Origin of the sequence: Alkalibacillus silvisoli (assembly GCF_039521975.1) — a bacterium.
Classification (GTDB): domain Bacteria; phylum Bacillota; class Bacilli; order Bacillales; family Alkalibacillaceae; genus Alkalibacillus; species Alkalibacillus silvisoli.
The window spans coordinates 173,400-199,182 of the sequence record NZ_BAAACZ010000011.1; the positions used below are offsets into that span (position 1 = coordinate 173,400).

Here is a 25,783-nt window from a genome sequence, read left to right on the forward strand (position 1 = left end):
TCTATAAAAGGAGCTTTTACAAGCATAACTTAACGTATTAAAATTAATAATAAATAGTGTTCTTGTGATTACATAAGCAACAAATTTGGAAGGAGTAGTAAAATTTATGGCGAATGACATGAAAACATATTCAATTGATATCGCAGGTAGACAGTTAACGTTTGAAATAGGAGAAGTGGCTAAACAAGCTAATGGGGCAACAATGGTTCGGTATGGTGATACAGCAGTACTAGTAGCTGCTACTGCATCAAGTGAACCCAAAGACCTACCCTTCTTCCCGCTAACTATTAATTATGAAGAGAAGTTATATGCAGTAGGTAAAATTCCAGGTGGATTTATTAAACGAGAAGGAAGGCCGAGTGATAAGGCTGTTTTAACTTCCCGTTTAATTGACCGACCAATTCGCCCATTATTTGCTGATGGATTTAGAAATGAAGTACAAGTGATGAGCACAGTCATGAGTGTTGAGCAAGACTGTTCTTCTGAAATTGCCGCTATGATTGGTTCTTCCCTCGCATTATGCATTTCTGACATTCCTTTTGATGGCCCAATTGCAGGTGTTCATGTTGGAAGAATAAATGGTGAATTTATTATAAACCCAACAATTGAACAAATGAAAGAAAGTGATATTGAACTGACTGTCGCTGGTACAAAAGATGCCATTAATATGGTTGAAGCAGGTGCATCTGAAGTTCCTGAGGATGTGATGTTAGAGGCTATTATGTTTGGGCATGAAGAAATTAAGCGAATTGTTGCATTTCAAGAAGAGATTGTAGCAGAAGTTGGTAAAGAGAAAATGGAAGTTAAACTGTTTACACCAGAAGGATCTATAGCTCAGGAAGTGGAAAGTTTAGCTAAAGACCAACTTGTTTCTGCTATCAAAACTGAAGAGAAGCTTGCTCGAGAAGAAGCAATTGATGCTGTTAAAAAACAAGTAGTTGAACAGTATGAAGAGAAAGAAGCTGAAAGTGAAGTCATTAACCAAGTCAAGTCAGTATTGGACTCCATCGTTAAAGAAGAAGTTCGTCGATTGATTACTGTAGATAAGATCCGTCCTGATGGAAGGGGTGTTGATGTAATCCGTCAACTAACTTCCAGAACTAAAGTCTTACCTAGAACTCATGGTTCTGCCATGTTTACAAGAGGTCAAACACAGGCACTGAGTGTGTGTACATTAGGACCTTTAGGAGATGTACAAGTTTTAGATGGCCTTGATTTAGAGGAAGAAAAGCGTTTTATGCACCACTATAACTTTCCGCAGTATAGTGTTGGTGAAACAGGACCAGTTAGAGGGCCAGGTCGTCGTGAAATTGGACATGGTGCTTTAGGTGAACGAGCTTTAGAAGCCGTAATTCCAGATGAAAATGAATTCCCTTACACTATTCGTGTTGTTTCTGAAATTTTAGAATCCAATGGTTCGACATCTCAAGCTAGTATTTGTGCTGGGACGATGGCGATGATGGATGCTGGTGTACCACTTAAGAAACCAGTAGCTGGTATTGCAATGGGCTTAGTAAAATCTGGTGAGAATTATACAGTGCTGACCGATATACAAGGTATGGAAGACGCTTTAGGTGACATGGATTTTAAAGTAGCTGGAACAAGTGAAGGTGTAACAGCATTACAAATGGACATTAAGGTCGATGGATTATCTAGAGACATTTTAGAAGAAGCTTTAAATCAAGCGAAGAAAGGCCGTATGGAGATATTAGACCATATGTTAGAAACAATTCCAGAACCTCGTGAAGAATTATCTGAATATGCTCCAAAGATTGAGTCAATGACGATTAATCCAGATAAAATTCGTGATGTGATCGGTCCAAGCGGTAAGCAAATTAATAAAATTATTGAAGAAACAGATGTTAAAATCGATATTGAACAAGATGGACGCATTTACATTTCTTCACCTAACCGTGACAAAATCAATCACGCTAAAGGAATTATAGAAGATTTAGTGCGAGAAGTTGAAGTTGGCCAGATTTACTTAGGTAAAGTAAAGCGAATTGAAAAGTTCGGCGCATTTGTTGAATTATTCAAAGGTAAAGATGGCTTAGTACACATTAGTGAGTTAGATGAAAAACATATTAAAAACGTGACTGACGTTGCTGATATTGGGGATGAAATGTTAGTGAAAGTCAAAGAAATTGACCAACAAGGACGCGTTAATTTATCACGTAAAGCAGCTTTAAAAGAGCAAGAATCAGAACAACAATCTATGTAAAGAACACCAAATAAAAATGGAGCTGGTTACTTACCAGTTCTTTTTTTGGTAGAAAGATAATTAAACTTAGATTAAGTAAGTATAAGCTTGGACACTTAGATACTTCACTTTTTTCGTTTGTCCAAGACTTAGAATTTTTAAGAACTTATAGGAGAGGTTTAACCGTGTTACAAAAATATAGTCTCGAAAATGGGTTAAAAGTTGTAGAAGAACAAATGGATGGGGTACGTTCAATATCAATCGGTGTTTGGATTTTAACAGGTTCGAGAAATGAATCTGAATATATTAACGGCGTTTCACACTTGATTGAGCATATGTTGTTTAAAGGAACAAAAAATCGTTCAGCCAAAGATATAGCAGAAGCATTTGACCGAATTGGTGGACAAGTAAATGCCTTTACTTCAAAAGAGTATACTTGTTTATATGCTAGGGTTATGGACCAACATGCTGAAGAAGCATTAGAGGTGCTATCTGATATGATCTTAAATTCTGTTTTTGACGAAGAGGAGTTAGAAAGGGAGAAAAAAGTAGTTCTTGAAGAAATATTAATGACTGAAGATACACCAGATGATATTATTCATGATTATTTACATGAAGTTAGTTTTAAAAACCACCCTTTATCTCAAACAATATTAGGTACTCGAGAGGTTTTACATAATTTAACAAGAGAGCAAATATTAAAATATATGAATCACTACTACACGGCTAAGCGAATGGTTGTTTCCATTGCTGGTAATGTGCCACAGGACTTTGATCGTAAAGTTTCAGTGTATTTTGGAGGACTAAAGACATCAACAGACTACGATGATCAACTTACCTTTTCTTTTTCTCCTGGTACTACTGTAAAAACAGATGATATTAGTCAATCTCATTTATGTCTTGGATATAATGGATATCCGATTGGCAGTGATTCAGTGTACAGTGTTTCTATTTTAAACAGTGTGTTAGGTGGAAGTATGAGTTCAAGGATGTTTCAACAAGTAAGAGAGGATAAAGGGTTATCTTATTCAATATTCTCATATCATAATCCTTTTAGAGATAATGGTATATTAACAATTTATAGTGCAACAGCTCCTGATCAATTAGAGGAAATGGAAGGTATTATTAATACGATCATTGACGATGTTAAAGAAAATGGTATTACTGATGAAGAATTAACCAATACAATCCAACAATTAAAAGGCCAATTAGTGTTAGGTTTAGAGAACCCCAGCAGTCGGATGAACCGAAACGGTAGAAATGAGTTATTAAATCAAACACATTTATCGTTGAATGAATTAATGAATAATCTTGATACGGTTTCACATGAACAAATTATAAACTCAGCGAAAGAACTTTTTAATAGTCAGCCAGCTCGTGCATTGATTTCACCTAAAAAGCATATAGTGGTATAAAAACTGATGTTGGAAAGGTAGATGCAGATGCGTTATAAAGACTTATCAGGTAAAGAGTTAATTGATGCTGACCGTGGCGAACGTCTAGGTGTATTAGGCCAAACTGATTTGCAAATTAACGAAACAACAGGTCAAATTGAACAAATCGTTGTCCAGGATTATTCCATGTTAGGGTTTAAGAAGGGAGAATCAAGTGCAACGATTAAGTGGACCGATATAGAAGTAATTGGTGATGATATGATTGTCATAAAACGCGTAACGTAATAAGAAACTGACTTCCAAAATTGTAGGAAGTCAGTTTTCACTTTTTTTAGACGTTTACATAGTATATATTGGATTGAATGATAATGGGTGGGTGAATTGAATGTTAACAGGAAAGTCGGTTTTAATAGTAGGTGGAGATGCACGTTATATAGAGTTGATAAACCAATTGTCTTTATTTGATGCAACAGTCTATGCAATTGGTTTTGAAGAGGCTGAGGAGAATTTAGATAATGTAATCTTAACGAATCAAAAAAGGTTAGTTAAAGATCATATTGATGCAATCATCTTACCAATTACTGGTTTAGATCAAGATGGGTATGCTGATGCGCACTTTAATGATTCTTCTATTCATTTAACAGAAGAATGGTTAAATGAATTTCCAGACCATTGCTTACTATTTACAGGAATCATGACTCCATACTTAAGCGAATTAAGTGAATTTACAGGACGTATTATTGCATTTATGGACCGAGATGATGTGGCAATCTATAATTCGATCCCCACAGTTGAAGGTGCCATTATGCTAGCAATACAACATACGGACTTCACTATCCATAGTTCCAATGTAACAATTTTAGGTTTTGGTCGGGTTGGTAAGACACTAGTTAGACCGTTTCAAGGTTTAGGAGCTAAGGTGTCAGTTTATGCTAGGCGAAACGATGACTTGGCAAGAATATACGAATCACATGCAACTACAATCGAAGAAGGTCAATTAATAGAAGCAGTTAAAGGCTGCAATATATTAATTAACACGGTACCAGATTTGATCGTAACACCTAATGTTATTAGAGCATTACCAGAAGATTGTTTAATTATTGACCTTGCTTCAAAACCTGGTGGTGTCGATTTCCGTTATGCAAAAAAGCGTGGCGTCGATGCTATGTTAGCACCTAGTTTACCTGGCATGGTAGCGCCCAAAACAGCAGGTAAAATTTTAGCCCATGTCATTCAAACCGTTATGCATAATCATGAATAGCGGAAGGAGTTCGGTTTAATTGGATTTAAAAGGTAAAAGAATAGGGTTTGGTCTAACAGGATCACATTGTACGTATGATGAGACCTTTCCAGTTTTACAAGAATTAGTTGATCGTGGTGCAGAAGTGGTACCGATTGTGTCTTATACGGTACAATCAACGGACACAAAATTCGGTGAAGCAGAGAAACATATAGCTAAGATCAAAGAAATTACAAATAAACCTTTAGTCAATGCAATTCCATTAGCAGAGCCTTTAGGACCTAAAGAGCCACTAGATTGTATGGTCATTGCACCAATGACAGGTGCATCTTTAAGCAAGTTTGCTAACGCTTTAACAGATAGTCCTGTCTTAATGGCTGCAAAAGCTACTTTACGTAATCGTAAGCCTGTCGTATTAGCGATTTCAACAAATGATGCATTAGGGTTAAATGCTGCAAATATCGCAAAACTATTACCAGCAAAGCATGTCTATTTTGTGCCATATGGTCAAGATGATCCGGTTAAAAAGCCAACATCACTTGTTGCACATATGTCGTTATTAACAGAAACAGTTGAAAATGCAATGGACGGTGAACAATTACAGCCAATGTTAAAGCAATACTAACAGGTGGTGTTATTCACAGAAAAATATGATAGACTATTAATAGAAAATATAAACGTAGTTATGGAGGGAATAAAAATGGAAGCAAAAAGTAGATACAATGTAGCAATTGTAGGAGTAACAGGAGCAGTAGGAGAAAAAATGCTAGAGATGCTAGAAAAAGTTGAGTTCCCTATTGATGAACTACGACCGTTAGCATCAAAGCGTTCAGTTGGAAAGATGATCCAATATAAAGGCGCTGATTTACCAATTCAAGAAGCAACCCCAGAAGCCTTTGAAGGTATTGATATTGCGCTATTTTCAGCTGGTGGTTCGGTGTCAAAACAGTTAGCACAAGAAGCTGTTGATCGTGGTGCAGTTGTTATCGATAATACGAGTGCCTTCAGAATGTATGAAGATGTACCATTAATAGTACCAGAGGTCAATAAAGAAGATATTAAAAATCATAAAGGTATCATTGCAAACCCGAATTGCTCAACAATCCAAATGGTTGCAGCTTTAGAACCTGTACGTGAGAAGTATGGCTTAAATCGTATAATCGTTTCAACTTATCAATCTGTCTCTGGTTCAGGTAATGATGCAGTAGAAGAGCTTAAACATCAAACTAAGGCAATGTTAGAAGGCGAAACAGTATATACAGAAATCATGCCAGTTAAATCTGAGGCAAAGCATTTTCCAATTGCATTTAATGCTTTACCGCAAATTGATACATTTGAAGAGAATCATTATACATTTGAAGAGATGAAAATGATTAATGAAACGAAAAAAATTATGAACTTACCTGAATTAAATGTTGCTGCGACTTGTGTTCGTTTACCATTCTTTTATTCACACGCTGAAAGCATTTATATTGAAATTGATGATGAAAATATTACCGTACCACAATTACAAGGTGTTATTAAAGATGCACCGGGTGTCGTGTTAGAAGATGATATCGTGAATCAAGGTTATCCGACACCACTTTCAGCAGAAGGTAAATTAGACATTTTTGTAGGCCGTATTCGTAAAGACTTAGATGTAGAAAATGGATTCCATCTATGGGTAGTTGCAGATAATGTATTAAAAGGTGCAGCTTGGAACTCTGTACAAATAGCTCAAGCATTAATCGAAATGAATTCCGAAGCATAAGTCGAGGTGCAAAGATGAAAACGTTAGTTCAAAAGTTTGGAGGGACCTCTGTTCGTAATCCGGAAGCCAGAGGTCGTGCAATTCAACATATAAAAGATGCTCTTAATGAAGGTTTCCAAGTAGTAGTAGTTGTCTCAGCTATGGGGCGTAAAGGGGAACCTTATGCAACAGATTCTTTACTAGGTTTAATTGACTATCCAGACACGAATGTAACTAAAAGAGAAATCGATTTAATTATGTCATGTGGCGAAACGATCTCCTCTGTCGTTTTCGCTCATGAATTAAAAAAACAAGGTGTTACGGCAACAGCTCTGACAGGACCTAGTGCTGGATTTTTAACGACAAATGATCATATGGATTCAAAAATTAACAAAGTTGATCCGACAGAAATTCATAAGTACTTAAAAACAAATGATGTCATTGTCGTAGCGGGTTTCCAAGGTCAAGATGAAGATGGCGATGTTACAACGCTTGGCCGTGGTGGTTCTGATACCTCAGCAGTTGCATTAGGTGCTGCTTTACATTCAGATTATGTAGATATTTTTACTGATGTTGATGGAATAAAAACAGCAGACCCTGCAATTGTAGAAAATGCAAGAACACTTAAAGTGATGACTTATAACGAAATTGTTCACCTAGCTTATCAAGGCTCTAAAGTAATTCATCCTAGAGCTGTCGAAATTGCTATGCAAGAGAAAATCCCAATTCGAGTTCGTTCTACGTACTCTGATGATGCTGGAACATTAGTAACAGCCAAAAAAGATCATACGATTGACCAAGGATTTAAGGATCGCCTCGTGACTGGCATTGCTCATGTTTCTGGCATAACCCAAATAAAAGTCGTAACGAGTGAAGAGTCAATACGTTTGCATAATGATGTTTTAACGAAGCTTGCAAGTGAACATATTTCAGTTGATTTCTTCAATATTTCAACAGATGGCATAACATTCACTGTCCCTACAGATAAACTAAAATTAACAACATCCATTATTGAATCTTTAAATTACCAATATGACATCGTTGAAAAGTGTGCAAAAGTATCTACTGTTGGTGCAGGGATTCAAGGTGTTCCAGGAGTTGCTTCAAAAGTCGTTTCTGCTTTATCCAAATATAATATACAAATATTACAGTCGGCAGATAGCCATACTACTATTTGGGTATTAGTTAAAGAGCAGGATTTAGAAAATGCGGTTAACGCATTACACCAAGAATTTCTTGAAGATCGTTAATCTTTGGAAGGGGTTTTGACAGTGGATTTTGGTAAAGTTTTGACAGCGATGGTAACGCCCTTTGACTCTGAAGGAAAACTCGATTTAAACAAGACTGAAATGTTAGTTGAACATCTCATTGCAAACGGATCAGATGGGTTAGTTTTAGGTGGTACTACCGGAGAATCACCAACGCTCTCTGATGATGAGAAGCTCAAGTTGTTTAAGTTTGTAAGTGAAGTAGTGAACGATCGTATTCCAGTACTTGCAGGGGCTGGGAGTAACAATACAGAAGCTACTATTCAATTAACTAAAGAAGCTGAGTTAACGGGTGTTAACGGAATTATGCTTGTCACCCCGTATTATAATAAACCGAATGAAGCAGGCTTATATCAGCATTTTAAATCAATTGCTGAAAATACTAAGTTGCCAATTATGCTCTATAATGTGCCAGGACGCTCTGTTGTGAATATGTCAGTTGATACAACAGTTGAGCTTTCAAAGGTTCCGAATATTGTATCGACTAAAGATGCTAGTGGTGACATTGATATGATGAGTGAAATTATTGAAAGGACAGATGAGTCATTTAGCTTATATGTTGGTGATGACAGCATGACTTTACCATCACTAGCTGTTGGTTCTCATGGTGTTGTTTCGGTTTCTTCTCATGTGATTGGTAATGAAATGCAAGATATGGTTCAATCATTTATTAATGGTGAATCGAAAAAAGCAGCAAAAATCCATCGCTCAATATTACCGAAAATGAAGGCATGCTTTATGGCGCCTTCACCAGCTCCAGTAAAAGCAGCTTTAAATTATTATGGAGTTGATGTAGGGTCAGTTCGCTTACCCTTAGTTGATTTAACTTTAGATGAATTTAATACATTAAAAGGTATACTTGATCAATAATTTTTGATCATGCTGTATCGAATTATAAAAATCCGAATGAGTTCATTCATGATGAATTCGTTCGGATTTTTGTTATTACAACTATCTTCGTTCCAAGCTTCGTCTTTGTGAGAGGCTATTATTTGTCTCATCTTTTTGGTAAGTAAGCCTTTATAGATAATCAACTACCTCCTTTATCGCGTATAAAACTACCACTTTGTTAAGAAATCGTTTTATTATGAACTTTTTCATGAGTATGGGTATGAACACCCTTAAAACGTTAACAATATCGAGTAAAGGTAGGTGTTAGTTATATGAATCAAGATCAACCAAATAATGATGAGAAAAAGCAAGGTGACCAAGGTCAAGGTCAACAAGACTCTTTAATGGAAAAGATTAAGCAATTAGGATCAACCAATATCCCACAAGCGCCAGATTCTAATATTCACGTATTGCCTATTATTGGACAAGTTGAAGGCCACCTGCAATTACCAGCTAAAAACAAAACGACTAAGTACGAACATCTCATTCCACAAATTATTGCCATTGAGCAAAACCCTAATATTGAGGGGGTTATTATTTTGTTAAATACAGTTGGAGGAGATGTTGAAGCAGGATTAGCGATTTCTGAAATGATTTCTTCACTCTCTAAACCAAGTGTGTCAATCGTTTTAGGTGGCGGTCATTCAATTGGTGTTCCAATTGCTGTTGCAGCGAGTCATTCTTTCATAACAGAAACAGCAACGATGACCATACACCCAATTCGTTTGACTGGACTTGTTGTCGGTGTTCCTCAAACGTTTGAATACTTGGATAAAATGCAAGAGCGGGTCATTAATTTCGTAACGCATCATTCTAATATTGAAGAAGAACAGTTTAAGGATTTAATGTTTGCTAAAGGGAATTTAACAAGGGATATCGGAACTAATGTAGTCGGCCAAGATGCAGTTGACTATGGATTAATTGACTCAATTGGTGGAGTTAAAGAAGCAATGGCTAAGTTAAATGAATTGACTGGTAATAATGGTGATGATGATCACCAGGTGATTCAATGATTATTTATACACCCTTACTGGAGCAGGAGATTTTTGATGAAGAACAACAGCATGATAACTTTTATTGGTTAAATGTAGATCATGCAACAGTTAAAATGAGGCGTGATGAGGAATCTAATGGATATGAAATTGTTCACATGACCTCTACAAATCCAGCTGATTACTTAAAAAAACACCTTCAACCAGGCTCAATTTATTACTTATAATCATCCAAAATGAGGTAAGTCTATGATATAATGAACGTTAGAAGCAGCCAATTATAGGCTGCTTCACTCATTTTTGAGGTGATTATAATGGCAAAAAAGAAACGAAAAACAAAAAAACGAAATAATAAACGCAAACCATTATTGAAGTTTGAATTAATTGGGCTGTTATTAATTTTAGCAGCTATTTTTTCTAGTGGGATCACACCGATCTCTGAAGGTGTTATCCCTAACTTATTGACTACATTATTACAATGGTCATTTGGTTTTTGGTATGCCATTGCTAGTGGGTTTATGTTCGCTCTAGGGATTTACTTGCTAATTAAGCGTACTTGGCCAACATTTACATCAATGAGGTGGATTGGATTTTATGTATTAGTGAGTTCGATTTTCCTTTATACACATGTACAAGCTTTTGAACAAGTTGTACTTGCTAGTAGCGATCAATCTATTTTTACTTTAACTTGGGATTATTTTGATGCTTATCAAAATGGCCTTATTGATTATGCGGAAATAGGTGGAGGGATGGTTGGTGCATTACTATTTTTCTTAAGTTTTTATCTATTATCATCAGCTGGTGCTAAAGTGTTAGCTTTATTCGGTGTTATTATTGGAATTATGTTGCTTTCTGAGAAGTCTTTAACTGATGTCGTTAATCAAGTCATTACATACATTAAGACGAAGTTAGAAAATTGGAAAGAGAAAAGACAAACAGAAAAAGAACGAAAACAAAAAGACAAGCCTGTCCAAGAAGAGCCTGACACCGTTACAGTTGAAATACAAGATTCAACACCACAGGACGAACCTGTTATAGAAAGTTTTGATGAATACGTCCCTGAACCTGAAATGTCAGATATTGAAACTAATGAGTGGACTGAAAATATCGGCAATGAAACAGACGAATACACAGAAAATGATGGGACTTTACCTTTAACAGAGGTGGAGAATGAAGATTATAAATTACCATCTTTAAATTTACTAGCTAATCCAATTACGCACTCTCAACAACATGAAAAGTCGCAAATTCAATCAACAGTTAAAAAGTTAGAACAAACTTTTCATAGCTTTGGTGTAAAAGCAAAAGTCACTAAAGTACACGTTGGACCTGCCGTAACGAAGTATGAAGTTTATCCAGATGTAGGGGTTAAAGTTAGTAAAATTGTTAACTTACACGATGATTTAGCGCTAGCTTTAGCTGCAAGGGACATTAGAATTGAAGCACCAATCCCAGGTAAATCTGCAATTGGAATAGAAGTACCGAATACTGAAGTTGCCCAAGTATCAATGAGAGAAGTTATGCAACCTATTTTGCAAAACTCTTCTAGGTTATTATTCGGTTTAGGCAGGGATATCGCAGGTGACGCCATTACTGCTGAGTTAAATAAGATGCCTCACATGCTTATTGCCGGTGCAACTGGTAGTGGTAAAAGTGTATGTGTAAATGGGATTATTACGAGTATTTTATTACGTGCAAAACCACATGAAGTAAAAATGATGATGATTGACCCTAAAAAAGTAGAGTTAAATGTTTATAATGGGATCCCTCATTTATTGGCGCCTGTCGTAACCGATCCGAAAAAAGCCTCACAAGCTTTAAAGAAAATTGTTTCGGAAATGGAGAGGCGATATGAATTATTTTCAGATACAGGAACGCGTAATATCGAAGGTTACAATGAGTATATCAATCGTGTCAATGAACAAGAAGGTGAGAATCATCCTCATTTACCTTTTATTGTTGTATTAATTGATGAGCTTGCAGACTTAATGATGGTAGCCTCTAATGAAGTTGAAGATGCGATTACACGGTTAGCACAAATGGCTCGTGCAGCAGGTATACATCTAATCATCGCAACACAAAGGCCATCAGTCGATGTTATTACTGGCGTTATTAAAGCCAATATTCCATCGAGAATTGCATTTAGCGTATCATCACAAACAGATTCTAGAACCATTTTAGATAGTGGCGGTGCTGAAAAATTACTAGGTAAAGGGGATATGCTTTTCTTACCAGTTGGCGCATCAAAACCAACAAGAATTCAAGGTGCTTTTTTATCTGATGAAGAAGTTGAATCAGTTGTTGACTTCTGTATAGAGCAACAAAAAGCACAGTATCAAGAAGAGATGATTCCAAGTGAATCTAACGAACAACACGAAGAAGTCGATGATGAATTATACGAAGATGCTGTTCAATTAATTGTAGAAATGCAAAGTGCTAGTGTATCCATGCTTCAACGTAAATTTAGAATTGGTTATACAAGAGCAGCCCGATTAATAGATGCCATGGAAGAAAGAGGAATTGTTGGACCATATGAGGGCAGTAAACCAAGAAAAGTTTTAGCATCTCCTAATAGTCAGCAAGAAGAACAATCTTCTTAAAGTTCATGTAAACTTCTTAATGTAAACTGAACTCAAGTTGGATTATTTAAACCAGCCTTTAGTTAAATAGTATGTTTTATAGTATAAAGGTAAAATATATAGTAAGAAAAAACTAAGGAGGACTGACATGCAGACGTTAATTGATCACAAAGTCGATTACGATGACTATCAACTACATGTAATTCAATCTAAAAAATTTAAAACAAATACGATTTCACTTAAGTTCGCACGACCAATTAATCGTGAAGAAGTGACTGGCAGGGCATTAATTCCATTTATATTACAAAAAGGATCTGCCAAGTACCCGAAAGAAAGAGATTTAAGATTAGAACTTGATGAATTGTATGGAGCGAAATTTTCGATTAACAGTGCCAAAAAAGGCGAAAACCATATTATAAGCTTTACTTTAGATTTACCTAATGAAAAGTTTATTGAAGGTGAAAGTGACCTATTCCGTAAAGGGCTTAGTTTTTTATATGAAATAGCCAATAACCCTAAGTTAGATGGGAATGGATTTGATTCGGATATTGTTACAAAAGAAAAAGAAACGTTAGAAAATAAAATTAAATCTATAATCGATGAGAAAATGCAGTACGCTAATATGCGCTTAATAGACGAAATGTGTGCTGATGAGTTGTTTGGAATTCGTTCTCATGGGTATTTAGAAGATTTAGAAAAAATTGATGCTCAAGGTTTATACCATACTTACAAAAAGATGATTAATGAAGACAGACTAGATATTTATATTGTTGGTGATGTAGATGAAGAAAAAGTAAAGAGTGAATTGGAATCAACATTTCAAATTAATCGTCAGCCAAATGTAACAATCAATCGACCTGAAGTGATCAAGCCAAGTGAAATAAAAGATCTTACCGAAGCACAAAAAATTCAACAAGGAAAGCTTCATTTAGGATATCGTACTGGTATTACTTATCGTGATGAACAATATCCAGCCTTACAAGTATTTAATGGAATTTTTGGTGGCTTTCCTCATTCTAAACTGTTTTTAAACGTACGTGAAAAACATTCATTAGCTTACTATGCAGCTTCTCGTTTTGAAAGTCACAAAGGCTTATTATTTGTCTTTAGTGGAATTGCACCAGAAAAATATGAACAAGCAAAAGAAATTATTATAGAGCAACATGAAACAATTCAAAACGGAGAAGTATCTGATGAAGAACTAGAACAAACAAAAAGGACTGTTATTCATTCTCTCAAAGAAACAGTTGATCGTTCACGTGGAATTATTGATTGGTATTATCAACAAGTAATCGGTGATAGAGAACTCACAAACCAAGAGATGGTTGATGAAATCCAGGCTGTCACAAAAGAACAAGTCATAGCCGTTTCTAAACAAGTACAATTAGATACTGTATATTTCCTAACTGCAGAAGATGGAGGTGCTAATCATGAATGAATTAAAAATACCTCGTATCAATGAATCAATCTATCATGAAACGTTAAATAATGGACTTGATGTCTTTTTATACCCTAAGTTAGAAATGGAAAAGACTTTCGCGATTTTTTCTACAAAGTACGGTTCAATTGATCAAAAATTCACCCCTTTAGACGAACAAGACATGGTCACTGTGCCGGATGGTATTGCACACTTTTTAGAGCATAAAATGTTCGAAAAAGAGGATGGAGATGTCTTTCAGCACTTCTCTGAGCGCGGGGCATCTGCTAATGCTTTTACATCTTTCACGCAAACCGCTTATTTATTTTCTAGTACAAGCGATGTGAAAGAAAATGTTGAAACGTTGTTAGATTTTGTACAAGACCCTTACTTTACTGAAGAAAGTGTCGAGAAAGAAAAGGGAATAATTGAGCAAGAAATTCGTATGTACGATGATCAAGCAGACTGGCGCTTATTTTTCGGAACTCTAGGTGCGATGTTTGAAAACCACCCTGTAAGAATTGATATTGCAGGGACTGTTGAATCAATTAATGAGATTACACATGAAGACCTCTACACATGTTACGAAACGTTTTATCACCCTTCAAATATGCAAATGTTTGTGATTGGTAACTTTGAACTTGATGAAATAAGTGAATTAATACGTCAAAACCAAGAAAATAAGTCATTTGAAGCCCAAAATGAAATCGAACGTGACTTTGGAGTAGAGCCTGTTGAAGTATACAAACAAGAAGAAGTCATAAATATGCCAATTAGTACACCTAAATGTATGGTGGGTATTAAAGAGAAGCCAGAAGCATTAGAGAAAGATGTCATGTTAGAAAATGACTTAGTACGTGATATTGCCTTAGACTTGTATTTCTCTAAAAGTGGCCGTTTTTATGAACAATTATATCAAGAAGGTTTAATGATTGATGCATTACGCTTGGAATTTGTCTTAGAAGAATCATTTGGTTTTACTGCAGTTGGGGCTAGCACTATGAAACCAGAGGAGTTTGGTAAAAGAATTAAAGAAATGCTCCTTCAAATAAAGGATGAGACTATTAGTGAAGAAGAGTTTAACCGCGCAAAGAAGAAAAAATATGGTGAACTAATTCGCGAATTCAATAACCTTGAAGGTACTGCTAATAACTTCATGCAATATAACCAAATGGGAATTGACTTTAGAGAGATATTTGAAACATTAGAAAGCTTAACTTTAGAGCGGTTTAAGAATAATGTTTCTGATTGGGTAAGTGAAGAGCAAATAGCTGTTTGTATGGTTTTGCCTGAAGGAGAGTAGAGTCGTGGAAGAGGAGATTGTATTAGTTGTTGGATCAAGTGGGGAAACTGGTAAGGCAACCGTTGAATTATTAGCAAAAACGAATTTAAACAAACGATTTATTTTACATTATAGTCAAAATAAACAAATTGTAGAAAAACTCGTGCAAACTTTACATGAAGATCAAGTGTTAATGACGGTTCAGGCCGACTTAAACGATTCTGAACAAATTTATTCGTTAATTGACTCCATTCCATTTGATGTTGATACGATTATATTCACGCAAGGACAAGCTCTATCACAGCTATTGATTGAAACTAAAGAGCAATCAATGGATGAATTATATAACGTGCACGTGAAATCAACAACTCTCATTACACAAGCCTTACTTCCGGCAATGCTTAAAAAACAATATGGAACGATTGTTGTCGTATCGTCTATATGGGGGGAGGAAGGAGCTAGTTGTGAAGTATGGTACTCGATGATGAAAAGCGCTCAAATCAACTTTGTAAAATCGTTAGCTAAAGAAATTGGGCCTTCAGGAATTCGAGTGAATGGAGTCACACCCGGTCTTATAAAAACGAAAATGAATCACGCTCTAACGGAAGAGGAATTAGCTCTTTGGGTCAATGAAGTCCCCCTTAACCGCGTTGGTGACGTTAATGAAGTAGCTAGTTGTATCCAGTTTCTTGTTTCGAAGCAGGCAAGTTATGTAAATGGTCATATTTTAAAAGTAAACGGTGGAATAACCTAACTTATGTATAAAGTTCATCTTTCAGTTTAAAATATAACTGACTTTACAAAAAGGAGGATGAACGATGTCCGTTTTAGATAACTTCGAGCAGTGGAAAGACTTTCTTGGAGACCGGTTACACCAAGCTCAAGACCAAGGTGTTGACCAAGAAGCGATAAATAATTTAGCTTATCAAGTAGGTGAACATCTTGCAACCAAGGTAGATGCTAAAAATGATGAAGAAGCCATTTTAAGAGATCTATGGAATGTTGCTTCCGAACAAGAGCGTCATACCATTTCAAGCATGATGGTTAAACTGGTTCAAAATGAAGGTACTGACAGATAGTAGGGATTAAATCCGTGAAGTGCAACAACCACTTTGCGGATTTTTTGTTTTATGTTTAGCTCTGTTAAGGTTTAGTAACAGATAATTTAAAAGAGTCTTCACGTTTGTCCACAAAGTTTATATTACGATTGGATTAAAATTTATAAATTATTCCTTTATACCTTTTCATTAATATTAAAATAATTTATCATAGATATAACACATTGAATTATATGGGATTATAGCGAGGCGAAAGGCTGATTGTAATGGATGATCGAAAAGATTGGTATTTAGAATATGAAATAAAGTATAATCGGCCAGGTCTATTAGGTGATATTTCATCTTTACTCGGCATGTTATCGATTAATATCATCATGATTAACGGGGTAGAAGACCACCGTCGTGGAATGTTGTTACTTAGTAAAGATGACCGTCAAATTGAACGGCTAATTAGTATCCTTAATACAATGGACCCTATTCGTGTCACTAAGATTAGAAGGCCTAAGTTAAGAGATAAATTAGCTGTTATGCATGGTCGTTACATAAAGAGTGATTCGGATGATAAGAAGACGTTCCGATTTGTGCGTGATGAGCTAGGGCTGCTTGTTGATTTTATGGCTGAACTATATAAAAAAGAAGGTCATGTACTGATTGGCATTAGAGGTATGCCTAGAGTTGGTAAAACAGAATCAATTGTAGCTGCAAGCGTTTGCGCGAATAAACGTTGGTTATTTTTATCAAGCACTTTGCTAAAACAAACAGTTCGTAGTCAGTTGATAAAAGATGAATATAGTGCAGATAATTTATTTATAATTGATGGTGTTGTTTCAATGAAACGTTCAACTGAAAAACATTGGCAACTTATTCGTGAAGTGATGAGTGTTCCAGCTGTAAAAGTAGTTGAACATCCAGATGTTTTTGTGCAGCAGTCAGAATATTCACTAGATGATTTCGATTATTTTATTGAACTTAGAAATAGCGTTGATGAAGAGATTAAGTATGAAAAAATTCAACGGCCACAATTTGATGAACAGGATGGATTTTCTATGTTTGACTTTTAAATGGACGGTGTTAATTAATGGAACTAGGACAAAGACTTAAGGAAGAAAGAGAATCAAGAAGCTTTTCGATTGAAGAAATATCAGAACAAACTAAAATCCAAAAGCGTTACTTAATCGCGATCGAGGAACATGACTGGTCAAAAATTCCTGGTAACTTTTATGTTAGAGCTTTTATTAGGGAGTATGCAGAAGCTGTCGGGTTAAATGGTGAAGAATTAATAGATGAATACGCTAATGATCTACCATCTGGTGATGATCGGTCTTATGAGTATATGACGCCATCTCGTAAAAACAGCAAAGCCTCAAGAACAGGTAATAAAATCTTTGCGTTTTTACCTAAATTATTAGTATTTCTACTAGTCATTGGAATTGGATTTGCTATTTGGTATTCTGTTGTTAATTTTATTCAACCAGCCATGAGTGGAAACGGTGAAGAAGACACACAAGAAATTATCAGTGCACCTGAACAAGAAGAGGAAGAAGACGATGAGGCGACTGATGAAGACGAGGACAACGGGGCTTCAGAAGAGGAAGAGAACGAGAATGAAGAAGAGGTTGAAGAAATTAACCCGAGCTTAGTTGTACAAGATGTTAATGAAGATGGTACACCAAGAACGGTTTATGAGCTGATTGATGCTGATTCGTTTGAACTTACATTAGATACAACTGATGAAACGTATTTAGAAGTAACTACAATAGAAAATGGTGGTGAACCCAATCAGCCTTTTACAGGGATGTTTAGCACTAGTGATGCACCATTAGAAATCGAGCTTGAAGGTGAATCTTTTGAGGTGGAATTAAATATTGGTCTAGCAAGCAATTTTGACATAGAAGTCAATGGAATCGAACTTGAGTATGAACTAGACCCGGATGAAAATGTCCACCAAAGAGTAATCATTGAATGGGAAAATGAAATGGAAGAAGATTAATCCTTTGCCTTTTAATCGCAAAGGATTTCTTTTTCGGGTAAAATATATAACAGTAAACATTGTACAGGTTTAATTGGAGGATACAGTATGAACATACCAAATAAAATAACAATATCGAGATTGTTTTTGATTCCGATTTTCATTATTTTGTTAGTTGCACCGTTAAATTGGGGAACAGTTGATATTGGTGCTTATGAATTGCCAGTAGCGCACTTAATAGCGGGTATTATTTTTATTATTGCTTCATTAACGGATTGGTTAGATGGGTATTATGCGCGTAAGTATAATTTAGTAACCAATCTAGGGAAGTTTTTAGACCCTTTAGCAGATAAATTATTAGTTTCTGCCGCCTTAATTTGCTTAGTTGAATTAGGGATGGCACCTGCTTGGGTCGTCATCATTATTATTAGTAGGGAGTTTGCTGTTACAGGCTTACGATTAGTTGCAGCAGGTGAAGGAATCGTGTTGGCAGCTAGTCAAATGGGGAAATTAAAAACGATTTTACAGATTGGAGCGGCTGCATTTCTCCTACTACACCACTTTCCGTTCTCATATATCGGCTTACCGATCGGTACGATTCTATTATACTTAGCAGCCCTTGTAACAGTTATATCTGGTATTGACTACTTTAAAAAGAATTGGCACGTGATGAGGGATTCGAAGTAATGACAAGTAAATGTGAAATCATATCAGTTGGAACAGAGTTGTTGTTAGGACAAATTGTTGATACGAATGTAAGCTGGTTATCTGAAAAATTGAATGATGTAGGAATGAATGTTTACTATCATCAAACAGTTGGAGATAATTACAATCGTTTGCTAAATGTGTTTAACCAAGCACAAAACCGTTCAAATATTATATTTGTTACAGGGGGATTAGGTCCTACTGAGGATGACTTGACTAAAGAAGTCGCTGCACAGCTATTTCAAACGTCATTATCACTAGATGAACATACTTATAATAAAGTTCAAAATTTCTTTGAATTGCGAAATATTCATATGACTGAAAACAACCGAAAACAAGCGTTATATTTTGAAGGTGGGTATATTTTTCATAATGAAGTTGGTATGGCTCCTGGTCTTCACTTTGAACATGAAGGTGTTTTATGGTTTTTCTTACCAGGGGTAGCAAAAGAAATGAAGTGGTTAGTGAGTGAAAAAGTTTTACCCTTTCTAAATAATAAAGGACTGACTGAAGGAAAATTGTTTCATCGAACTTTAACCTTTCAAGGTATTGGAGAATCTACTTTAGAAACAAAGTTAATTGATTTAATTCAAAAGCAAACTAATCCCACTATTGCCCCTTTAGCAGGGAATGGTTATGTGACGATTCGGTTAACGGCTAAAGCCAACGAAGAGTTAGAAGCGAATGGTTTACTGGAAAGAACAGAGGAAGAAATTAAATCGCGAGTGGGAGATTTTTTCTTTGGTTATGGTGACCAACCACTAGACCGACAATTAATTCAATTACTAAAAGAACACAGGTTATCCATTTCTGCATGTGAAAGTATTACTGGTGGTGCTTTTGCTTCAACCCTTGTAGCAAACGAAGGCGTCTCAGAGATATTTAAAGGGAGTCTTGTTTCTTACACTAATGATATGAAATCTAATGTTGTAGGCATTTCAGAATCGGTGTTAAAAGAAGAAGGGGCAGTCAGTCAGGATTGTGCTGTCTTTATGGCAGAGCATGCATTACACATGATGGGTTCTGATTTAGCTATTAGTTTTACAGGAGTAGCAGGACCAGAGAGTGTTGGCCTTCATCAGCCTGGGACAGTATTTATTGCGGTAAGTCATCAAACTAATACAGTTTGTAATAAATTTCATCTCTCTGGAGGTCGTAATCAAATTAGAGAAGAAGCTGTACAGTCAGGCTTTAAAATGCTGATTGAGTTTATTAGTGGGCTAAGTAATAAATAAAATAACAGAACAAATATTCGCTTTTTTCTTGGCAAATAAAGATTTTCATAGTATGATAGATATAGATGAAAGAAAGGGGAATGAATTTATGAGCGACCGAAAACAAGCATTAGATATGGCATTAAAACAAATAGAAAAACAATTTGGTAAAGGATCTATCATGAAACTAGGTGAACAGGAAGGTCAAGCTATTTCAACTGTATCAAGTGGCTCTATAGGACTTGATGTAGCATTAGGTGTTGGTGGGTATCCAAGAGGGCGAATTGTTGAAATCTATGGACCGGAATCATCAGGTAAAACCACTGTAGCACTTCATGCAATTGCTGAGGCGCAACGTCAAGGGGGACAAGCAGCATTTATTGACGCGGAACATGCTTTAGACCCTGTATACGCTAGAAATTTAGGCGTTAATATAGAAGAATTATTACTTTCACAACCCGACACAGGTGAACAAGCATTAGAGATAGCTGAGGCATTAGTTCGTAGTGGTGCGGTCGATATTATTATCGTTGACTCTGTAGCTGCATTGGTACCAAAAGCAGAAATAGAAGGTGAGATGGGTGATGCTCACGTTGGTTTACAAGCTCGATTAATGTCACAAGCACTAAGGAAATTATCTGGTGCTATTAATAAATCGAATACAACTGCAGTATTTATTAACCAAATCCGTGAAAAAGTGGGAGTAATGTTTGGTAATCCTGAAACGACTCCTGGTGGACGAGCATTAAAATTCTACTCTTCTGTTCGTTTAGAAGTTCGCCGTGCTGAAACGTTAAAGCAAGGTAATGATATGGTGGGTAATAAAACGCGCTTAAAAGTTGTTAAAAATAAGGTAGCACCACCATTTAAGCAGGCAGAAGTTGATATCATGTATGGTGAAGGTATTTCTAAAGAAGGTGAAATTTTAGATATCGGGGCTAACCTTGATGTTGTTCAAAAGAGTGGCGCGTGGTTCTCTTATAATGGTGAAAAGCTAGGACAAGGTAGAGAAAATGCCAAACAATTCTTAAAAGATAACCTTGATGTTCATGAACAGATCCACAACCAAATCCGCGCTCATTATAATATTGATGATGAAGCTTCGGATGAATCAGAAAATCAGGAAAAACTTGAATTAGAGTAAAAACATTGACATTAGTACAAAAGATCCAAAGAGTTATGGATAAAGACAGTAGCTTGTGTTATTTGAGAGCTACCCAAGCTGAATCAAAATGCATAGACTCCTAACGGTTAGTGTTAAGGTATACAAAATCCGAACAAATTCATTCATACTGATGATTTGTTCGGATTTTTATTTACACCACTTACTCATCTAGTTATATCAGACCAGGTAGGCACGTTAATTAACCGATTGTAACGCTTTAGGCCAACTATTATTTTAGAGTCTTTTTCATTCGGTTAGTGGTTATATCGTTGAATACCTATAATGGATATCAGATTCATAGAAAAAAATAAACACTTTCAAAACAGCGTATAAAAAGGGAATTTTTTAGTGACAAATACGTAAATAGTTTGACAATTCCTTGACATGAACAATAGACAAGCTTAAAATTAATATGTATAATTTTCATTTTATACTATGAGCTTATGATGAATGATTGTACATTACCGACTGAAATGAAAATGAATGTTGAAACAAATGAATAGCAAGAGGAGGTGAATGTATGGATAGTATGGCAATTTTAATCATCTCCATTTTGCTAGCTTTAGTTGTCGGTACTGTTGTTGGTTATCTGATTCGTCGTTCGATTGCAGAAGCTAAAATTTCTAGTGCTGAAGATTTTGCTCGTAAAATAGAAGAGGAAGGCAGACGAAATGCTGATGCTGCCAAAAAGGAAGCTCTTTTAGAAGCTCAAGATGAGAACCATCGTTTACGACAAGAACAAGAAAAAGAGTTACGTGAGCGCCGAAATGAGATTCAAAAACAAGAGAATCGTCTCATGCAAAAAGAAGAAACGCTCGATCGTAAAAGTGAAACGTTGGATAAACGTGAGCTAACATTAGAAAACAAAGAGGAGTCATTAAACGAAAAACAACAACAACTTAATAAAGCTGAAAGCAAAGTGGAAGAATTGTTATCGACACAGCAGGCAGAACTAGAGAAAATTTCAGGCTATACAGAAGAACAAGCTAGACAAGTTATTCTTGAACGCGTAGAGAATGAAATGTCACATGAAACTGCGATGATTATAAAACGTGAAGAATCTCGTGCGAAAGAAGAAGCTGATAAGAAAGCTAAAAACATCTTATCCCTAGCCATTCAACGTTTAGCAGCTGAACACGTATCTGAAACAACTGTATCTGTTGTTAACTTACCAAACGATGAAATGAAAGGTCGTATTATTGGTAGAGAAGGTCGTAATATCCGTACTTTAGAGACATTAACAGGAATTGATTTAATTATCGATGACACACCAGAAGCAGTCATTCTTTCTGGCTTTGATCCGATACGTCGTGAAATTGCTCGTATTGCATTAGAGAACCTAGTTCAAGACGGTAGAATTCACCCAGCTCGCATTGAAGAAATGGTCGAAAAATCTCGTCGCGAAGTTGATGAGTACATTCGAGAAGTTGGGGAAGAAGCGACCTTTGATATCGGTGCACATGGCATCCATCCTGATTTAGTTAAAATTATTGGACGCCTAAAGTATCGTACAAGCTATGGTCAAAATGTGTTAAAACACTCATTAGAAGTTGCTTACTTATCAGGGCTTTTAGCTGGTGAATTAGGTGAAGATGAGCAGTTAGCAAGACGAGCTGGCTTACTACATGATATCGGAAAAGCCGTTGACCACGAAGTTGAGGGCAGTCACGTTGAGATCGGTAAAGAGTTAGGTCAAAAATATAAAGAGAATAAAACTGTTGTTAATGCTATTGCTTCACACCATGGTGATGAAGAAGCAACTAGTATTATATCTGTTATTGTAGCTGCTGCCGATGCTCTATCAGCTGCAAGACCTGGTGCTAGAAGTGAGTCATTAGAGAATTATATTAAACGACTCGAAAAGCTTGAAGAAATAGCGGATGCATATGAAGGTGTTGAAAAATCATTTGCTATTCAAGCGGGACGTGAAGTTCGTATTATGGTGCGACCAGATGATATTGATGACTCGACTGCTGTCACTCTATCACGCGATATTCGACAAAAGATTGAAGAAGGTTTAGAATATCCGGGCCACATTAAAGTAACAGTCATTCGAGAAACAAGAGCAGTAGAATATGCTAAGTAATAAAAGACGGCGAATAGCCGTCTTTTATTTTGACGACAAATAATAATTATGTAAGGATAAAAGAAAAATATAAAAGAAAATAGGTTTTAGAAAGGAATTAGTTATGAATATTCTATTTATTGGCGATATTGTAGGTAGGCCTGGTCGAACAGCACTCGAAAGCCAACTATCTAATCTAAAAAAACAACACAATGCAGACTTAACCATTGTAAACGGTGAAAATGCTGCACATGGTAAAGGCATAACTAAAAAAATCTATCAGCAAATTCTTGATTGGGGCGCAGATATGGTTACATTAGGTAATCATGCTTGGGATAAAAGAGAGATCTTTGATTTTATTGACGAAGTCTCAAATTTAGTAAGACCAGCAAACTACCCAGAAGGCACGCCTGGAACAGGTTTGCAATTCATAAAAATCGGGAATAAGAAAGTAGCTGTTATTAATATTCAAGGAAGAACGTTTATGACCCCAATTGATGACCCTTTTACGATCGTGGATGGTTTAATTGAGCGAGCCAAAAAGGAAACAGATATCATATTTGTCGATTTTCATGCGGAGGCTACAAGTGAAAAGCAAGCAATGGGGTGGTACTTGGACGGTAAAGCTTCCGTTGTCGTTGGGACACATACACATATTCAAACTTCAGATGAACGAATTTTACCGAATAAAACTGCATATATTACAGATGTAGGGATGACTGGCCCATACAATAGTATATTAGGTGTTGAGAAAGAAGCTGTTATTCGTAAGTTTAAAACAGGCTTGCCTGTTCGCTTCGATATTCCAGAAACTGATCAAACAGTATTAAGCGGAGTTGTCGTTAAAGTAGATTCTAAAACTGGAGAAGCAAAACAGATTAAAAGAATTTTAATAAATGATGACCATCTTAACTTCGAATAGACAAATTATTTGAATTTTTCCGATAATTAGTTCATAATAATAGGAATAGGTCGTAGATATGCTGAATAGATTATTTATGAAATCACTATAGTAATTGAAGGAGGAACTAGGGATGGAAATACTAAAGGTATCATCAAAATCAAACCCAAATTCAGTGGCAGGTGCGTTAGCAAATGTTTTAAGAGAGCGTGGTTCTGCCGAAATTCAAGCGATTGGTGCAGGTGCACTTAACCAAGCTGTTAAGGCAGTAGCCATTGCACGAGGTTTTGTTGCTCCTAGTGGTGTTGACTTGATTTGTATTCCAGCATTTACAGACATTATGATCGAGCAAGAAGAACGTACGGCGATTAAATTAATCGTTGAGCCAAGATAACAGTAAAGTAAAGAAACTTGGCGGGCATTCCTTTTATTTAAAATCAAAAAACGAGTTGGATTTATGTAGGTAAGACAAAATTAATACATTCTTATCTATCAAAAAGTGCAAAGCAAAATTGCTTTGTACTTTTTTGTTCGGATTAAGTCGCAAGTGTTATTTGTTTATGGAAATCATTCTCATCGTCTTTTTTTCGAATAATTCATTGTATTATCCGATATTATTTGTAAAATGGAATTATACGGGCCTATAAATTTAGGAAAGTTGGGAGAGGGGGATACGTTATGGTTATAGATATTCACTGTGACGTTCTATTAAAACTATGGGAAGACAGATCAAAGTCTTTTGATGATGAGGATTTACATATTTCTTATTCAAAATGGGTAGATAGCCCAGTTAAAGTTCAATGTTTTGCGATCTTTGTGCCACCAGAGGCTGAGGTTGATTATTTCAATGCTTCTTTAGAAATGATAGACCTATTCCATGAGAGAGTTATAAAACCTTATGAAAATATTAAATGGGTACAATCAAAGGAAGACATTGAAGCCTTACAGCCTCATGAAAAAGGGGCGATGTTAACGTTAGAAGGTTGTCATGTGATTGGTGATGATATTCATAAACTGAGAACATTATTAAGACTAGGCATTAAAGCAGTAGGGTTAACTTGGAATAATGTGAATGCTGTGTCCGCTGGTACATGTGTTGAAGCACCAGAAAAAGGATTAACAAATTTCGGGAAACAAGTTGTTGAAGTCTTAAATGAGTTTAAAGTATTTACAGACTGCTCTCACTTATCACCTAAAGGGATTGATGATGTATTAGAGCATGCTGATTATCCAATGTTATCGCATTCTAACGTTAAAGCCGTATATGACCATGCCAGAAACATCTCAGATGACCAATTAACTCAGTTTTTTGCGAAGAAAGCACCAGTAGGTTTAACGTTTGTTCCTTATTTCACAGCTGACAAGGACTCTGTTGCCATAGAGGATCTAATCAAACATTTAGATCATTTATATCATTTAGGTGGAGAAGATTCGATTGCGTTCGGTTCAGATTTTGATGGGATTTCTAAAACAATTAAAAACTTAGAGCATATAGGCCATTATAACAATCTAATTGACCAGATTAAAAAGCGTTATTCTGAAGAAGACGTTTATAAGTTTAGTTATGATAATTTCGTTAGACATTTAGACTAATTTTAGAAAAACCCAAAAGTTTGTCTTATTTATGACAACTTTTGGGTTTAAATTTGTATTTTTATTAAGTTTATTGTTAAAATCATGCTTAGCAATTATACTGTTAAGAGGTATCTGTATG

Annotated in this window: 24 protein-coding genes; all 24 read left to right on the forward strand. The window is 35.8% G+C overall.

Going from position 1 to position 25,783, the window contains the following annotated elements; translation table 11 throughout:
* The first annotated feature begins 106 nt into the window (after positions 1 to 106).
* The 24 genes from pnp to ABDZ63_RS08380 all read left to right on the forward strand — a co-directional run bounded on the left by pnp (position 107) and on the right by ABDZ63_RS08380 (position 25,662).
* The gene (gene pnp, locus ABDZ63_RS08265; RefSeq protein WP_343783015.1) at positions 107 to 2,221 is read left to right on the forward strand and encodes a polyribonucleotide nucleotidyltransferase; all 2,115 of its coding nucleotides are present in this window, start codon (positions 107 to 109) and stop codon (positions 2,219 to 2,221) included.
* Between the two features lie 164 nt (positions 2,222 to 2,385).
* Complete coding sequence (locus ABDZ63_RS08270; protein WP_343783017.1) at positions 2,386 to 3,615, forward strand: M16 family metallopeptidase; 1,230 nt, start codon at positions 2,386 to 2,388, stop codon at positions 3,613 to 3,615.
* A gap of 27 nt (positions 3,616 to 3,642) precedes the next feature.
* On the forward strand, positions 3,643 to 3,879 hold the full coding sequence (locus tag ABDZ63_RS08275) for a YlmC/YmxH family sporulation protein (protein ID WP_343783019.1): 237 nt from the start codon (positions 3,643 to 3,645) through the stop codon (positions 3,877 to 3,879).
* Positions 3,880 to 3,979: 100 nt separating this feature from the next.
* Positions 3,980 to 4,855 (forward strand): dipicolinic acid synthetase subunit A, encoded by an 876-nt coding sequence (dpaA, locus tag ABDZ63_RS08280; RefSeq protein WP_343783021.1) that lies wholly within the window; start codon positions 3,980 to 3,982, stop codon positions 4,853 to 4,855.
* Positions 4,856 to 4,874: 19 nt separating this feature from the next.
* Entirely contained in the window at positions 4,875 to 5,459 is a 585-nt protein-coding gene (locus ABDZ63_RS08285; RefSeq protein ID WP_343783023.1) for a dipicolinate synthase subunit B, read from the forward strand.
* Positions 5,460 to 5,534: 75 nt separating this feature from the next.
* Positions 5,535 to 6,584, forward strand: coding sequence for an aspartate-semialdehyde dehydrogenase (locus ABDZ63_RS08290; protein WP_343783025.1), 1,050 nt, complete (start codon positions 5,535 to 5,537; stop codon positions 6,582 to 6,584).
* Positions 6,585 to 6,598: 14 nt separating this feature from the next.
* Positions 6,599 to 7,813: an aspartate kinase gene (gene dapG / locus ABDZ63_RS08295; protein WP_343783027.1), complete on the forward strand. Its 1,215-nt coding sequence runs from the start codon at positions 6,599 to 6,601 to the stop codon at positions 7,811 to 7,813.
* A 21-nt stretch (positions 7,814 to 7,834) separates the two neighbouring features.
* On the forward strand, positions 7,835 to 8,701 hold the full coding sequence (gene dapA, locus ABDZ63_RS08300; protein ID WP_343783029.1) for a 4-hydroxy-tetrahydrodipicolinate synthase: 867 nt from the start codon (positions 7,835 to 7,837) through the stop codon (positions 8,699 to 8,701).
* Positions 8,702 to 8,994: 293 nt separating this feature from the next.
* Positions 8,995 to 9,735 (forward strand): ClpP family protease, encoded by a 741-nt coding sequence (locus ABDZ63_RS08305; RefSeq protein WP_343783031.1) that lies wholly within the window; start codon positions 8,995 to 8,997, stop codon positions 9,733 to 9,735.
* Positions 9,732 to 9,941 carry a YlzJ-like family protein gene (locus tag ABDZ63_RS08310; protein WP_343783033.1) on the forward strand — a complete coding sequence of 70 codons (210 nt, stop codon included), beginning with the start codon at positions 9,732 to 9,734 and terminating at the stop codon, positions 9,939 to 9,941. The genes ABDZ63_RS08305 and ABDZ63_RS08310 overlap by 4 nt, the downstream gene beginning before the upstream one ends.
* An 87-nt stretch (positions 9,942 to 10,028) precedes the next feature.
* Complete coding sequence (locus tag ABDZ63_RS08315) at positions 10,029 to 12,314, forward strand: DNA translocase FtsK (RefSeq protein WP_343783035.1); 2,286 nt, start codon at positions 10,029 to 10,031, stop codon at positions 12,312 to 12,314.
* Between the two features lie 127 nt (positions 12,315 to 12,441).
* Positions 12,442 to 13,731, forward strand: coding sequence for an EF-P 5-aminopentanol modification-associated protein YfmF (gene yfmF, locus ABDZ63_RS08320; RefSeq protein WP_343783037.1), 1,290 nt, complete (start codon positions 12,442 to 12,444; stop codon positions 13,729 to 13,731).
* Positions 13,724 to 15,013 (forward strand): EF-P 5-aminopentanol modification-associated protein YfmH, encoded by a 1,290-nt coding sequence (gene yfmH, locus ABDZ63_RS08325; RefSeq protein ID WP_343783039.1) that lies wholly within the window; start codon positions 13,724 to 13,726, stop codon positions 15,011 to 15,013. The genes yfmF and yfmH overlap by 8 nt, the downstream gene beginning before the upstream one ends.
* Positions 15,014 to 15,017: 4 nt before the next feature.
* Entirely contained in the window at positions 15,018 to 15,746 is a 729-nt protein-coding gene (gene ymfI, locus ABDZ63_RS08330; protein ID WP_343783041.1) for an elongation factor P 5-aminopentanone reductase, read from the forward strand.
* Between the two features lie 64 nt (positions 15,747 to 15,810).
* Positions 15,811 to 16,071, forward strand: a complete 261-nt coding sequence (locus ABDZ63_RS08335) for a DUF3243 domain-containing protein (protein WP_343783043.1) — start codon at positions 15,811 to 15,813, stop codon at positions 16,069 to 16,071.
* 245 nt (positions 16,072 to 16,316) lie between these two features.
* On the forward strand, positions 16,317 to 17,111 hold the full coding sequence (locus ABDZ63_RS08340) for a YmfK family protein (protein WP_343783045.1): 795 nt from the start codon (positions 16,317 to 16,319) through the stop codon (positions 17,109 to 17,111).
* 17 nt (positions 17,112 to 17,128) lie between these two features.
* Positions 17,129 to 18,040, forward strand: a complete 912-nt coding sequence (locus tag ABDZ63_RS08345) for a helix-turn-helix domain-containing protein (RefSeq protein WP_343783047.1) — start codon at positions 17,129 to 17,131, stop codon at positions 18,038 to 18,040.
* Positions 18,041 to 18,127: 87 nt separating this feature from the next.
* Positions 18,128 to 18,706, forward strand: coding sequence for a CDP-diacylglycerol--glycerol-3-phosphate 3-phosphatidyltransferase (gene pgsA, locus ABDZ63_RS08350; protein ID WP_343783049.1), 579 nt, complete (start codon positions 18,128 to 18,130; stop codon positions 18,704 to 18,706).
* The gene (locus ABDZ63_RS08355; RefSeq protein WP_343783051.1) at positions 18,706 to 19,959 is read left to right on the forward strand and encodes a competence/damage-inducible protein A; all 1,254 of its coding nucleotides are present in this window, start codon (positions 18,706 to 18,708) and stop codon (positions 19,957 to 19,959) included. The genes pgsA and ABDZ63_RS08355 overlap by 1 nt, the downstream gene beginning before the upstream one ends.
* Positions 19,960 to 20,047: 88 nt before the next feature.
* Positions 20,048 to 21,082 (forward strand): recombinase RecA, encoded by a 1,035-nt coding sequence (gene recA, locus ABDZ63_RS08360; RefSeq protein ID WP_343783053.1) that lies wholly within the window; start codon positions 20,048 to 20,050, stop codon positions 21,080 to 21,082.
* 541 nt (positions 21,083 to 21,623) lie between these two features.
* On the forward strand, positions 21,624 to 23,189 hold the full coding sequence (gene rny / locus ABDZ63_RS08365) for a ribonuclease Y (protein ID WP_343783055.1): 1,566 nt from the start codon (positions 21,624 to 21,626) through the stop codon (positions 23,187 to 23,189).
* Between the two features lie 103 nt (positions 23,190 to 23,292).
* Positions 23,293 to 24,090, forward strand: coding sequence for a TIGR00282 family metallophosphoesterase (locus ABDZ63_RS08370; protein WP_343783057.1), 798 nt, complete (start codon positions 23,293 to 23,295; stop codon positions 24,088 to 24,090).
* Between the two features lie 112 nt (positions 24,091 to 24,202).
* Positions 24,203 to 24,463, forward strand: a complete 261-nt coding sequence (locus tag ABDZ63_RS08375; protein ID WP_343783059.1) for a stage V sporulation protein S — start codon at positions 24,203 to 24,205, stop codon at positions 24,461 to 24,463.
* Positions 24,464 to 24,747: 284 nt separating this feature from the next.
* On the forward strand, positions 24,748 to 25,662 hold the full coding sequence (locus ABDZ63_RS08380; protein ID WP_343783061.1) for a dipeptidase: 915 nt from the start codon (positions 24,748 to 24,750) through the stop codon (positions 25,660 to 25,662).
* Positions 25,663 to 25,783 lie beyond the last annotated feature (121 nt).

What these genes read in the sequence shown, in the direction of transcription:
- pnp (WP_343783015.1), top strand. Translation starts at nt 107, where the DNA reads ATGGCGAATGACATGAAAACATATTCAATTGATATCGCAGGTAGACAG.
- ABDZ63_RS08275 (WP_343783019.1), top strand. Translation starts at nt 3,643, where the DNA reads ATGCGTTATAAAGACTTATCAGGTAAAGAGTTAATTGATGCTGACCGT.
- dpaA (WP_343783021.1), top strand. Translation starts at nt 3,980, where the DNA reads ATGTTAACAGGAAAGTCGGTTTTAATAGTAGGTGGAGATGCACGTTAT.
- ABDZ63_RS08290 (WP_343783025.1), top strand. Translation starts at nt 5,535, where the DNA reads ATGGAAGCAAAAAGTAGATACAATGTAGCAATTGTAGGAGTAACAGGA.
- dapG (WP_343783027.1), top strand. Translation starts at nt 6,599, where the DNA reads ATGAAAACGTTAGTTCAAAAGTTTGGAGGGACCTCTGTTCGTAATCCG.
- ABDZ63_RS08305 (WP_343783031.1), top strand. Translation starts at nt 8,995, where the DNA reads ATGAATCAAGATCAACCAAATAATGATGAGAAAAAGCAAGGTGACCAA.
- ABDZ63_RS08310 (WP_343783033.1), top strand. Translation starts at nt 9,732, where the DNA reads ATGATTATTTATACACCCTTACTGGAGCAGGAGATTTTTGATGAAGAA.
- ABDZ63_RS08315 (WP_343783035.1), top strand. Translation starts at nt 10,029, where the DNA reads ATGGCAAAAAAGAAACGAAAAACAAAAAAACGAAATAATAAACGCAAA.
- yfmF (WP_343783037.1), top strand. Translation starts at nt 12,442, where the DNA reads ATGCAGACGTTAATTGATCACAAAGTCGATTACGATGACTATCAACTA.
- yfmH (WP_343783039.1), top strand. Translation starts at nt 13,724, where the DNA reads ATGAATGAATTAAAAATACCTCGTATCAATGAATCAATCTATCATGAA.
- ABDZ63_RS08335 (WP_343783043.1), top strand. Translation starts at nt 15,811, where the DNA reads ATGTCCGTTTTAGATAACTTCGAGCAGTGGAAAGACTTTCTTGGAGAC.
- ABDZ63_RS08340 (WP_343783045.1), top strand. Translation starts at nt 16,317, where the DNA reads ATGGATGATCGAAAAGATTGGTATTTAGAATATGAAATAAAGTATAAT.
- ABDZ63_RS08345 (WP_343783047.1), top strand. Translation starts at nt 17,129, where the DNA reads ATGGAACTAGGACAAAGACTTAAGGAAGAAAGAGAATCAAGAAGCTTT.
- pgsA (WP_343783049.1), top strand. Translation starts at nt 18,128, where the DNA reads ATGAACATACCAAATAAAATAACAATATCGAGATTGTTTTTGATTCCG.
- ABDZ63_RS08355 (WP_343783051.1), top strand. Translation starts at nt 18,706, where the DNA reads ATGACAAGTAAATGTGAAATCATATCAGTTGGAACAGAGTTGTTGTTA.
- recA (WP_343783053.1), top strand. Translation starts at nt 20,048, where the DNA reads ATGAGCGACCGAAAACAAGCATTAGATATGGCATTAAAACAAATAGAA.
- rny (WP_343783055.1), top strand. Translation starts at nt 21,624, where the DNA reads ATGGATAGTATGGCAATTTTAATCATCTCCATTTTGCTAGCTTTAGTT.
- ABDZ63_RS08370 (WP_343783057.1), top strand. Translation starts at nt 23,293, where the DNA reads ATGAATATTCTATTTATTGGCGATATTGTAGGTAGGCCTGGTCGAACA.
- ABDZ63_RS08375 (WP_343783059.1), top strand. Translation starts at nt 24,203, where the DNA reads ATGGAAATACTAAAGGTATCATCAAAATCAAACCCAAATTCAGTGGCA.
- ABDZ63_RS08380 (WP_343783061.1), top strand. Translation starts at nt 24,748, where the DNA reads ATGGTTATAGATATTCACTGTGACGTTCTATTAAAACTATGGGAAGAC.